9 protein-coding genes and 1 pseudogene are annotated in these 11,649 nt (G+C 57.0%); 5 read left to right on the forward strand and 5 right to left on the reverse strand.

The window, feature by feature from the left end:
* The coding region (locus AQS70_RS03490) for a cbb3-type cytochrome c oxidase subunit I (RefSeq protein WP_187331770.1) at positions 1–851 on the reverse strand (851 nt) is incomplete at its 3' end.
* 72 nt (positions 852–923) lie between these two features.
* Between AQS70_RS03490 and AQS70_RS03495 the strand changes: the two genes are divergently transcribed.
* Positions 924–1,610 carry an alpha/beta family hydrolase gene (locus tag AQS70_RS03495; RefSeq protein WP_055101536.1) on the forward strand — a complete coding sequence of 229 codons (687 nt, stop codon included), beginning with the start codon at positions 924–926 and terminating at the stop codon, positions 1,608–1,610.
* Between the two features lie 54 nt (positions 1,611–1,664).
* Here the strand turns inward: AQS70_RS03495 and AQS70_RS03500 are convergent, their stop codons facing one another.
* Together AQS70_RS03500 and acnA are read right to left on the reverse strand one after the other, a co-directional pair.
* Positions 1,665–3,230: a methyl-accepting chemotaxis protein gene (locus AQS70_RS03500; RefSeq protein ID WP_055101537.1), complete on the reverse strand. Its 1,566-nt coding sequence runs from the start codon at positions 3,228–3,230 to the stop codon at positions 1,665–1,667.
* A 176-nt stretch (positions 3,231–3,406) separates the two neighbouring features.
* Positions 3,407–6,148 carry an aconitate hydratase AcnA gene (gene acnA, locus AQS70_RS03505; RefSeq protein ID WP_055101538.1) on the reverse strand — a complete coding sequence of 914 codons (2,742 nt, stop codon included), beginning with the start codon at positions 6,146–6,148 and terminating at the stop codon, positions 3,407–3,409.
* 226 nt (positions 6,149–6,374) lie between these two features.
* Between acnA and rlmM the strand changes: the two genes are divergently transcribed.
* Both rlmM and tusA read left to right on the forward strand, forming a co-directional pair.
* A complete protein-coding gene (rlmM, locus tag AQS70_RS03510; protein ID WP_055101539.1) occupies positions 6,375–7,451 on the forward strand; it encodes a 23S rRNA (cytidine(2498)-2'-O)-methyltransferase RlmM in 1,077 nt (358 codons plus the stop codon).
* Positions 7,452–7,465: 14 nt separating this feature from the next.
* Positions 7,466–7,714 (forward strand): sulfurtransferase TusA, encoded by a 249-nt coding sequence (gene tusA / locus AQS70_RS03515; protein ID WP_055101540.1) that lies wholly within the window; start codon positions 7,466–7,468, stop codon positions 7,712–7,714.
* Between the two features lie 209 nt (positions 7,715–7,923).
* On the opposite strand, the gene AQS70_RS03520 is transcribed toward tusA, so the two are convergent.
* A complete protein-coding gene (locus tag AQS70_RS03520; protein WP_055101541.1) occupies positions 7,924–9,324 on the reverse strand; it encodes an MATE family efflux transporter in 1,401 nt (466 codons plus the stop codon).
* 184 nt (positions 9,325–9,508) lie between these two features.
* Between AQS70_RS03520 and pdxB the strand changes: the two genes are divergently transcribed.
* The gene (gene pdxB / locus AQS70_RS03525; protein WP_055101542.1) at positions 9,509–10,654 is read left to right on the forward strand and encodes a 4-phosphoerythronate dehydrogenase PdxB; all 1,146 of its coding nucleotides are present in this window, start codon (positions 9,509–9,511) and stop codon (positions 10,652–10,654) included.
* 74 nt (positions 10,655–10,728) lie between these two features.
* On the opposite strand, the gene AQS70_RS23825 is transcribed toward pdxB, so the two are convergent.
* Entirely contained in the window at positions 10,729–10,902 is a 174-nt protein-coding gene (locus AQS70_RS23825; protein ID WP_055101543.1) for a PA1571 family protein, read from the reverse strand.
* 147 nt (positions 10,903–11,049) lie between these two features.
* Between AQS70_RS23825 and AQS70_RS03535 the strand changes: the two are divergent.
* Positions 11,050–11,628 (forward strand): annotated as a pseudogene (locus AQS70_RS03535) (ABC transporter transmembrane domain-containing protein); the annotation flags it as partial.
* Positions 11,629–11,649: the final 21 nt, after the last annotated feature.

Here is an 11,649-nt window from a genome sequence, read left to right on the forward strand (position 1 = left end):
CAACTGGGGGCCAGCAGAATCAGCGACATCACCATGCCCAGCGACTGCGCCCAGTCTGGTAGCGCGGTGTAGTGCAAGTGGTGCGGGCCGGCCCAGATGTACAGGGTAATCAGCGCCCAAAAGTGCACAATCGACAGGCGATAGGAATAGATCGGCCGTTCGGCCTGTTTGGGCACGAAGTAGTACATCATCCCCAAGAAGCCCGCCGTCAGGAAAAATCCCACGGCGTTATGCCCGTACCACCACTGGACCATCGCGTCGGTTGCCCCCCCGTACAGCGAGTAGGACTTGGTGAAACTGACGGGGATTTCTAGGTTGTTGACGATGTGCAAAATCGCCACGGTCACGATAAAAGCGCCGAAGAACCAGTTGCCCACGTAAATGTGCTTGGTTTTGCGCTGCATGATCGTGCCGAAGAACACAATGGCGTAAGCCACCCAAACGATGGTGATCAATATGTCGATCGGCCATTCAAGCTCGGCGTATTCCTTTGAACTGGTGTAACCCAGTGGCAAGCTGATGGCCGCTAGCAGAATCACCAGTTGCCAGCCCCAAAAGGTAAACGCGGCGATATTGGGCGCGAATAATGGGGTTTGGCAGGTGCGTTGCACCGAGTAAAACGACGCGGCAAAGAGCGCACACCCACCGAAAGCGAAAATCACGGCGTTGGTGTGCAGCGGGCGCAGACGCCCAAAACTGGTCCAAGGTAAATCGAAGTTGAGTTCGGGCCAGACCAATTGCGCGGCGAGTAAAACGCCGAGCCCCATACCGACGATGCCCCACACCACCGTCATAATGGCAAATTGGCGGACCACCTTATAGTTGTAGGCGGCTCTGATAGAAGTGTTCATGGTTCCCCATCCACGGTTCAGGCGAGTTCAACGCACGCCTGGAGTTATAGGCAGACTTAAAGCGAGGCAAGCATGGGCGTAGGTGGCAAATTGGGTATTGACGAGGATCAATGGGCGCACTGCGTCCAGGCACAGGGTTGGCTGTGGAGCGCGGCACCCGCGCCTTCATCCTCAACTTTGATCTTGGCGCACGGTGCCGGGGCGCCGATGGACAGCGACTGGATGACCGGGATGGCTGAGCGCCTTGCTGCGCGCGGGGTCAACGTCCTGCGTTTCGAGTTCCCCTATATGGCCCAACGCCGTCTAGATGGCGGAAAAAGGCCGCCAAACCCCCAAGCCAAACTGCTGGACAGTTGGCGCGAGGTGTACCGCGAGGTGCGACGGCATGTCGCTGGGCCAATAGCTATTGGCGGCAAGTCCATGGGCGGACGCATGGCCAGCTTGGTGGCGGATGAGTTAGAGGTCGATCGGCTGGTGTGTTTGGGGTATCCGTTTTATGCCGTTGGCAAGCCGGAAAAACCGCGGGTCGCGCACTTGGCGCAGTTACACACGCCGACGCTAATCGTCCAGGGCGAGCGTGACGCATTGGGCAACCGCGAGGCAGTCAATGCCTACACGCTGGCACCGAACATAGAGCTACTGTGGCTGGTGGCGGGGGATCACGATTTGAAGCCGCTCAAGGCCTCAGGCTTCACTCATGAACAGCATCTGAACAGTGCGGCTGACACCATTGCAGGCTGGCTGACAAAATCTCTGTAGGAGCTGCCGCAGGCTGCGATCTTTTAAAAAATCAAAAGATCGCAGCCTGCGGGTTCAGCGGTTAAAGCGCTCTACCAGCGAGTATTGAATATTGACGGTTTGCGCCAGTTCTTCGCTCAATAGCGCCGAATGCTGGGCCTGTTCTGAGGTTTGGTCGGCAAGGTCGGCGATGGTACTGATGTTGCGGCTGACTTCTTCGGCCACGGCACTTTGCTCTTCGGTGGCGGCAGCAATTTGGGCGGTCATGTCGGTGATGTTGGCCACCGCTTCGCTGATCCCGACCAGCGCTGCGTCGGCTTCGAGCACCCGAGCCACACCTTCTTGTGCTTGACGATGCCCTGCGTCCATGGTCTGTACCGCGGTGGATGCGGTCTGTTGCAGCTTGGCAATCAACGCGTGGATCTGCCCGGTCGAGGTGCTGGTGCGTTGCGCCAGTTGGCGCACTTCATCGGCCACCACGGCAAAGCCCCGACCCATTTCACCCGCACGCGCCGCTTCAATGGCTGCGTTCAAGGCCAGCAGGTTGGTTTGGTCGGCAATGCCTTTGATCACATCGACCACGCCGCCGATCTCGTCACTGTCTTTGGCCAGTTGGGTCACGGTGGCGCCGGTTTCACCCACCACCACCGACAGACGCTCGATGGCCTCACGGGTTTCACCCGCAATGTCACGACCCCGACCGGTCAGGCGGTTAGCTTCTTGAGTGGCGTCCGCAGTGCGTTGCACGTGGCTGGCGACTTCTTGAGTGGTCGCGGCCATCTGGTTAACAGCCGCCGCCACTTGTTCAGTTTCAACCCGTTGGCGTTCCAGCCCGGTGGAACTCTGGTGCGCCAGTACATCCGATTGACGAGCTTTCTCACTCAATTGTTCTGCCGTGTCCTGCAAGCGAGTCAGGCAAGTTTTTAGGCGTGCTTCTTGGCTCAGGATAGACATTTCCAAGCGCGCTTGTGGGCCGCGGCTGTCGGTGTACATCTGTGCAATCAGCGGGTCAGAGGTGGTTTGCTCGGCCAGGCGCAGCAAGCGCTTGATGCCGCGCTGTTGCCAGGTTAAGCCAAGCAACCCCAATGGAATCGAGAGTAATGCCGCCAAAGCAAAGCCCCAACTGGAGTTGAGCAGTGCGCCGATGATGAAGCTCAGTTGGCTGATCAGAATAAAGGGGAGCCAGTCCTGCAATACCGGCAACCACTTGTCGCGGCTTGGGACTGCCGATTTGCCGCGATTGATCCGCAGGTACAGCGCTTCGGCGCGGCGGATCTGCTCAGCCGTGGGCTTGACCCGTACCGACTCGTAACCCACCACCTGCTCGTTTTCAAACACCGGGGTGACGTAAGCGTTAACCCAGTAGTGATCGCCGGATTTGCAACGGTTTTTAACAATGCCCATCCACGGCATACCCTTTTTCAGGGTACTCCACATGTGCTCAAACACCGCCGAGGGCACATCTGGGTGGCGCACAAGGTTGTGCGGTGCACGCACCAGTTCTTCACGCGTGAACCCGCTGATGTCGACAAAATCGTCGTTGCAGTAGGTGATCATGCCTTTGGTGTCGGTAGTGGAGATCAACCGCTGTTGCGCGGGGAATGTGCGTTCACGCTGGGTGATGGGCTGGTTGTTACGCATGTCTGTTCAATCCGCAGGACGTTGACAGGCTGTCGGCACGTGCAGGGAATTGTTTAATTAATATTTGCGCTGCTATGGCGCTGATAAACACGGTTGCAGGCACAAACCGGTCAGCGCGAGCTTGACTCGCGATCTTTCAAACCCTCAAAAGATCGCGAGCCCACTCGCTACAAGCGTTATGAAGCTATCAACTGGCGCAGTACGTAATGCAAGATCCCACCTGCCTTGAAGTATTCCACTTCATTCAGTGTGTCGATCCGGCACAGAACTTCAACCTGCTCCTGCTGGCCGTCTTCACGGGTGATCACCAGGTTCAGATTCATCTGTGGCTGCAACTGCGCCCCAGTCAGCCCGAGGATTTCCAAGGTTTCATTGCCGGTCAGTTTTAAGCTCTTACGGTTCTGATCCTGCTTGAACTGCAAAGGCAATACACCCATACCCACTAGGTTAGAGCGGTGGATACGCTCAAAGCTTTCGGCAATCACCGCTTTGACGCCCAGCAGATTGGTCCCTTTGGCCGCCCAGTCACGGCTCGAACCTGTACCGTATTCCTGACCCGCAATCACCACCAGCGGCGTCCCCGACGCCTGATAACGCATAGCGGCATCATAGATAGCGAGCTTTTCGCCGGTCGGGATGTACAGGGTATTGCCGCCTTCTTCGCCACCAAGCATTTCGTTGCGAATCCGGATATTGGCAAAGGTGCCACGCATCATCACTTCATGGTTGCCGCGTCGCGAGCCATAGGAGTTGAAGTCATGAGGCTCAACGCCTTTGTCGCGCAAGTAGCGACCGGCCGGGCTGTCGGCCTTGATATTGCCAGCCGGGGAGATATGGTCAGTGGTCACCGAGTCGCCCAGCAACGCCAGAATATTCGCGCCTTTAACGTCCTCAATCACCGGCAATGGACCGTCGATATTTTCGAAAAACGGAGGATGCTGGATATACGTCGAGCTTTCCTGCCACTCATACGTGGCGGCCTGTGGCACTTCAATGGCTTGCCATTGCTCGTCACCGGCAAATACTTCGGCGTATTCCTTATGGAACATCCCCGTACTGACCTGGGCAACGGCCTCGGCAATTTCATGTTGGCTCGGCCAAATGTCACGCAGGTACACCGGTTTACCGTCTGTGCCAACCCCGAGCGGTTCGCTGCTGATGTCGATCCGCACTGTGCCAGCCAAGGCGTAGGCGACGACCAGCGGTGGCGAGGCCAACCAGTTGGTTTTAACCAGCGGATGCACGCGGCCTTCGAAGTTGCGGTTCCCTGACAGTACCGAGGCCACGGCCAAATCTGACTGGGTGATGGCTTTTTCAATCGGCTCGGGCAGTGGCCCGGAGTTGCCGATACAGGTGGTGCAGCCATAGCCCACCAAGGCGAACCCCAGTTGGTCGAGGTACTGCGTGAGGCCTGCTGCTTTGTAGTAGTCGGTGACCACCTTGGAGCCAGGTGCCAGTGAGGTTTTCACCCAAGGTTGGCTTTTTAGGCCTTTCTCCACGGCTTTTTTCGCCACCAGCCCGGCGGCCATCATCACGCTCGGGTTGGAGGTATTGGTACACGAGGTAATAGCGGCTATCACCACCGCGCCGTTTTTCAGGCGATAGGTTTTGCCATCCAAGCTGTAATCGGCCTCACCGACCAAGTCGGCATTCCCCACGGCCACGCCACCGCCACCTTCACTTTCCAGGCGGCCTTCTTCTTTGCTGGCGGGTTTAAATTGCAGGCTTAAAAACTCGCTGAAAGCCTCAGCGACATCGGGCAGTGCGACCCGGTCTTGCGGGCGCTTAGGCCCGGCCAAACTGGCTTCTACGGTGCCCATGTCAAGCGCCAGCGTATCGGTGAACACGGGCTCTTGCCCGGCTTCGCGCCATAAACCTTGAGCTTTGCAGTAGGCTTCGACCAGTTTGACCGTGTCATCCGGGCGACCCGATAAGCGTAAGTAGTCGAGGGTGATCTCATCCACCGGAAAAAAGCCGCATGTGGCGCCGTATTCAGGGGCCATATTGGCAAGAGTGGCGCGGTCAGCCAGCGGCAAGTCCGCCAGGCCGTCACCGTAAAACTCGACAAACTTACCGACCACCCCTTTGCTGCGTAGCATTTGCGTGACAGTCAGCACCAAGTCGGTGGCGGTGATGCCTTCTTTGAGCTTGCCGCTGAGCTTGAACCCCACCACTTCCGGGATCAGCATCGACACGGGCTGGCCGAGCATTGCAGCTTCTGCTTCGATCCCGCCCACGCCCCAGCCTAATACACCGAGGCCGTTGATCATGGTGGTGTGGGAATCGGTGCCGACCAAGGTGTCGGGGAAGGCGTAAGTGCGGCCGTCTTCGTCTTTAGTCCAAACCGTGCGGCCCAAATATTCCAAGTTGACCTGATGGCAAATCCCGGTGCCAGGCGGTACGACGCTGAAGTTATGGAAGGCATCCTGGCCCCAGCGCAAAAACGCATAGCGTTCGCCGTTACGTTCCATTTCGATGTCGACGTTTTGTTCAAACGCGCTGGAACTGGCGAACTTATCGACCATCACTGAGTGGTCAATCACCAGGTCAACGGGCGACAGCGGGTTGATGCGCTGCGGATCGCCACCGGCCTTGGCCATTGCGGCGCGCATTGCGGCCAGGTCAACCACCGCCGGCACGCCGGTAAAGTCTTGCATCAACACTCGCGCTGGGCGGTACTGGATCTCACGGTCGCTGCGGCGCTCTTTGAGCCAGGCGGCGAGGGCTTTAAGGTCGGGTTCAGTGACGGTTTTGCCGTCTTCCCAGCGCAGCAGGTTCTCCAGCAGCACTTTGAGGGACATCGGCAAAGCACTCAAATCGCCAAGGGTTTTGGCAGCGAGTGGCAGGCTGAAATAGTGATAAGTCTTATCGGCGACTTTTAGAGTTGAGAGGGTTTTCAGGCTATCGAGGGATGACATGAAATGACTCCTTGTGATCCGCACGGCACGGATCCTGTGGAACGAACAGAACGGCGCTAGAGCTACAAACCTAGCCCTCATTCAGTGATCTGGCTAATAACTGGACTGTCTATGCGGCTTCAAGGTTCCGAACTCAGTTATCATGCCCGCCTTTTCGTGACAGTCCTTGCTACAGAGCAAGGTTGCGCAGCGCGCCAATTCCCGCCCGCTGCCCAGGAGTAATTCAATGAACACCGTTTTTATGCATTGCCGCCCAGGTTTTGAAGGCGAGGTCTGCTCAGAGATCGCTGAGCATGCAGCCCGTCTTAATGTCGCGGGGTACGCCAAGGCTAAGCCGAGCGCGGCCTGTGCCGAATTTGTGTGCACTGAAGCAGGCGGCGCTGAACGCCTGATGCAGCAGTTACGTTTTGCCGAGCTGATTTTTCCGCGCCAATGGGCACGTGGCAGTTTTGTTGAGTTGCCAGAAACCGACCGCATCAGTGTCATCCTTGAGCACATGGCCGACTTCCCGGTGTGCGGCAGCCTGTGGCTGGAAGTCGTCGACACCAATGACGGCAAAGAGCTGTCCAACTTCTGTAAAAAATTCGAAGGGCATCTGCGCAAAGCGTTACTCAAAGCGGGCAAGTTGGTAGAAAGCGCCGATCACAAGCCGCGTCTGCTGCTGACCTTCAAAAGTGGCCGCGAAGTGTTCTTGGGCCTGGCAGAGTCCAACAACTCGGCGATGTGGCCGATGGGCATTCCTCGCCTCAAGTTCCCGCGTGAAGCTCCGAGTCGCTCGACCCTTAAACTGGAAGAAGCGTGGCACCATTTTATCCCGCGCGATCAATGGGACGAGCGTTTGCACAGCGACATGACCGGCGTTGACTTGGGCGCTGCGCCCGGTGGTTGGACGTGGCAGTTGGTCAATCGCGGCATGATCGTCATTGCCATCGACAACGGCCCTATGGCAGAAAGCCTCATGGACACTGGGCTGGTGCAACACTTGATGGCCGATGGTTTCACCTTCAAGCCTAAGCAGCCGGTGGACTGGATGGTCTGTGACATTGTTGAAAAGCCTGCGCGCAACGCGGCGATGCTTGAAGAATGGATCGGTGAGGGGCACTGCCGTGAAGCGGTGGTTAACTTGAAACTGCCGATGAAACAACGCTATGCCGAAGTACGCCGCTTGCTTGAACGTATTGCTGACGGCTTCAAGGCGCGCGGCATTCAGGTCGAGATTGGCTGTAAGCAGCTGTACCACGACCGTGAAGAAGTCACCTGCCACTTGCGTCGACTGGACGTAAAAAAACCGAAATCCCGTTGATTCAGGAGTTACTGATGAGTTTTGCTGACCTGCCGATTGACGCCACTCTGGACGCTAGCGGCCTGAACTGCCCTGAACCGGTGATGATGCTGCACCAACACATTCGCGACTTGGCCCCTGGAGGCGTACTAAAAGTCATCGCCACCGACCCGTCGACCCGCCGCGATATTCCCAAGTTCTGTGTCTTTCTAGACCACGAGCTGATCGAGCAGAAAGAAGAAGCAGGCACTTACCTGTACTGGATACGCAAGAAGCAGGGCTGACACACTCAAAACCCTGTAGGAGATTCCCTGTCGTCCATATGCCGCACTGTCGCGCGCATCTCTCTTTTTGTAGGCGCTGGCGCAGCCTGCGATCTTTTGATCTTATGCCGCAACATCAAAAGATCGCAGCCTGCGCCAACTCCACTTCATGCTTGATAAGAGCGAGCTTGCTCGCGATCTTTTGATCGCTAAACGCTCGCCTCTACCTCTCAAGCCGCACGGCGAATACGCTTTCTGGCGCTACGAACCAAGCGCACCGTTAGCATCAGCGCTGCACAGGTCAACCCGACGATCAGCCCTTGCCATAGCCCGCTGGGGCCATTGGCTTGGCCGAGCCAGTCGGTCAAGCCCAACGCGTAACCCACGGGCAAGCCCACTCCCCAATAGGCGAACAAGGTCAGAATCATCGTCACCCGTGTGTCCTGGTAGCCGCGCAACGCACCCGCCGCCGTCACTTGAATCACATCTGAAAACTGATACAACGCCGCAAACATCAAGAGCATGGTCGCCACCTCGATCACTGTTGGATCAGCGGTGTAAACCGTGGCAATTGGGCCTCGCAGCACATAGATCAAACTTGCAGAAATACACGCCCAAACCAATGCCGTGCCCATGCCCACACCCGCGACAAACCGCGCTTCGCGTGGCTGCTGGCGGCCCAATGCTTGGCCCACGCGCACGGTAATTGCCATGCCCAGCGAGTACGGGATCATAAATACCAGCGAACTGAAGTTCAGGGCGATTTGATGGCCTGCGACCACGGTCGCGCCCAAGCTGCCGATCAACAGCGCGATCACCGCAAAAATGCTCGACTCAGCAAATACCGCCACACCAATGGGGACGCCAACATTCAATAGGCGTTTGATGATCGCCCATTTTGGCCATTCAAAGTGGCTATAGACCTTGCTCGACTGGTAGATAGCCCCGCGAAAAGTCCAGACCAGCATGCCTAGCGCCATAAACCACATGACAATGGCTGTGGCCCAGCCGCAGCCCACACCGCCCATCGCGGGGACGCCCAAGTGGCCGTAAATAAACACATAGTTGAGTGGAATATTCAGCGCCAGCCCGCACAACCCCAGCACCATGCTCGGCCGGGTTTTGCCTAAACCATCGCTGAAACAGCGCAGCACACAGTACACGCCAACCGCAGGCATGCCGCTGGCGATGCCGTGTAAGTAGCCCATGCTCGGCTCGACCAACTGCGGGTCGACCTTCATTAATTGCAACAGCGGTTTGGCGCCGATCAATAAGGCCGCCGCACACCCCCCGGTGAACACCGCCAGCCACAAAGCTTGGCGCACGATGGGGCCGATCTCAGGATGGGCGTTGGCGCCAAACCGCTGGGCAACTTTAGGCGTGGTGGCCAGCAAGATGCCCGACATCAACAAAAACACAGGTACCCAGATCGAGTTACCCAACGCGACGGCCGCCAAGTCGCGCGGGCCGACCCGACCGGCCATGACTGCATCGACAAAGCCCATCGCCGTGGTGGCGACTTGAGAAATGATGATCGGAAACGCCAACGCCAATAGCGCACTTACTTCGCGGCGCACCCGTACCGGGCGACTGACAGCAATAGACGAGGATGATTGAGTTACAGAATTCACAGGTGTGTATCCACAATGGTTAACACGCAAAGCCGACAATTGTACCCAAGCGCAAGGCCCCCGTGGTCGCGCAATAGTAGTGGATATGTAATCAGGCGCTGAAGCAGCCTCGACAACCGCTTAAGGCCACTGGCCCATTGCGCTCGACAACGCCTACACTGCCACTCCTTGAAAGGAGCCTGCCATGCTGATTGTTGCTGATGAAAATATCCCGTTGGTCGACGCATTTTTTGCTGAGCTAGGTGAAATTCGCCGCTTGCCGGGGCGCCAGATCACCAGGGCCGACGTGCATGATGCGGATGTTCTGCTGGTGCGTTCGGTGACCAAAGTTGATCGCGATTTGCTTGAAGGCAGTGCGGTCCGTTTTGTAGGCACTTGCACCATCGGCACCGACCACCTCGCCATCGACTACTTTCAGCAGGCCGGTATTCAATGGTCGAGTGCTCCGGGTTGTAATGCGCGAGGGGTTGTTGATTACGTGCTCGGCAGCTTGCTGACACTGGCCGAGATTGAGGGCGCTGATCTGACTCAGCGCATCTACGGTGTGATCGGCGCCGGTGAAGTAGGTGGGCGTCTGGTGAGTGTCTTGAAAGGGTTGGGTTTTCAGGTGCTGGTCTGCGACCCGCTGCGCGAGGCAGCTGAGGGTGACGGTTACGTCAGCCTTGAGCAGATCATTGAGCGCTGTGACGTCATCAGCCTACACACGCCTCTAGACAAAACAGGTGAGCACCCGACGTGGCATTTATTCGATCAACAGCGTTTAAACCAGCTTAAACAGGGCGCTTGGCTGATCAACGCCAGCCGCGGCCCGGTGATCGACAACAACGCCTTGCGTGAAGTACTGATTCAGCGCGAAGACTTGCAAGCGGTGCTGGATGTGTGGGAAGCCGAACCGCAGGTCGATGTGGAACTGGCTGAGCTGTGCGTGCTGGCGACCCCGCACATCGCCGGATACAGTCTGGACGGCAAGCAGCGTGGCACTGCGCAAATCTATCAAGCGCTGTGTGATTTTCTCGGTCAGGAGGCTGTGATTAAACTTGCAGACTTGCTGCCCGCGCCTTGGCTGGCCAAGGTTCAATTGAGTGCAGAGTGTGATCCGGCTTGGGCGTTGGCCATGCTATGCCGCGGCGTTTATGACCCGCGCCGCGATGATGCGGATTTTCGGCGCAGCCTGGTGGGCAATGTCCAAGAACAGAAACTCGCGTTTGATGCTTTACGTAAGCATTATCCGGTGCGTCGTGAAATTGAAGGCTTACACGTGCACCTCGAAGGCGAGTCTATGGCTTTGCAACAATTGGTCAAAGCGTTGGGCGGGGTGCTGGTGCCGTAAAGCTTGAAGAGCGAGCTTGCTTGCGATCTTTTAAATGATTGCTAGCAAGCTCGCTCTTACGGGAGGTGTCAGGTTTAGTCTTGGCTCGCAGGCTTGACCAAGCGCTGCTCCAGTTCTTGGCAGGCGTTCTGAATCATCTCTTCAGTGATCAGAACTTCATTACCTTCAGCGTCGATAACTGCACACCCCAGCGACGGTTGCTGGTGGGTACGAACTACCGGTACTGCTTGAGCGTTGATTGATTCCATGGCCTGTCTCCTCATCAGGGTGAAGCGTTACTTTAGATCCGTTAAGTGACCAAGTCGTTACACAACTCGGTAGAGGGGCCCAGTCCAACAGAAAAATCTCGAAACTTCCAGTCTCACTTTAGATCATTTATGCCTAGGAACTCTTCGATGCTTTCCCCCCATCAACGCCGTGCCCTTGGCTTGGTCATCCATTTTGTTGCCCCTTACCGCTGGTACGCTCTTGGCGCCTTGCTGGCCTTGATTGTCACCGCGGGGATCACATTGTCGATGGGGCAGGGCATTCGCTTGCTCGTCGACAAAGGCTTTATGACCCAGTCGCCGCACATGCTCAACCAGTCCATTGGCTTGTTTTTACTGCTGGTGCTGGGCTTGGCGGTGGGAACGTTCGTGCGTTTCTATTTGGTGTCGTGGATCGGTGAGCGTGTGGTGGCCGATATTCGTCGCCAAGTCTTCAATCACCTGATCGGCTTGCACCCAGGCTTCTATGAAAATAACCGCAGTTCGGAAATCCAGTCCCGGCTGACCACCGACACCACGTTGCTGCAATCGGTGATCGGCTCTTCGCTTTCTTTGTTTCTGCGCAACAGCTTGATGGTGATCGGCGGTGTCGTTTTGCTGTTTATCACCAACCCCAAACTTACCAGTATCGTGGTGGTTGCGTTGCCACTGGTGCTGTCACCGATTTTCATCTTCGGTCGGCGTGTGCGCAGCTTGTCCCGTCAAAGCTAAAACCGAATTGCCGATGTT

The organism is Pseudomonas endophytica, from assembly GCF_001411475.1.
GTDB lineage: Bacteria > Pseudomonadota > Gammaproteobacteria > Pseudomonadales > Pseudomonadaceae > Aquipseudomonas > Aquipseudomonas endophytica.

Bases quoted from the DNA above. Each gene is read 5' to 3' on its own strand.
- rlmM (WP_055101539.1), top strand. From the start codon at position 6,375: ATGAACACCGTTTTTATGCATTGCCGCCCAGGTTTTGAAGGCGAGGTC.
- pdxB (WP_055101542.1), top strand. From the start codon at position 9,509: ATGCTGATTGTTGCTGATGAAAATATCCCGTTGGTCGACGCATTTTTT.
- tusA (WP_055101540.1), top strand. From the start codon at position 7,466: ATGAGTTTTGCTGACCTGCCGATTGACGCCACTCTGGACGCTAGCGGC.
- acnA (WP_055101538.1), bottom strand. From the start codon at position 6,148: ATGTCATCCCTCGATAGCCTGAAAACCCTCTCAACTCTAAAAGTCGCC.
- AQS70_RS03495 (WP_055101536.1), top strand. From the start codon at position 924: ATGGGCGTAGGTGGCAAATTGGGTATTGACGAGGATCAATGGGCGCAC.
- AQS70_RS03500 (WP_055101537.1), bottom strand. From the start codon at position 3,230: ATGCGTAACAACCAGCCCATCACCCAGCGTGAACGCACATTCCCCGCG.
- AQS70_RS23825 (WP_055101543.1), bottom strand. From the start codon at position 10,902: ATGGAATCAATCAACGCTCAAGCAGTACCGGTAGTTCGTACCCACCAG.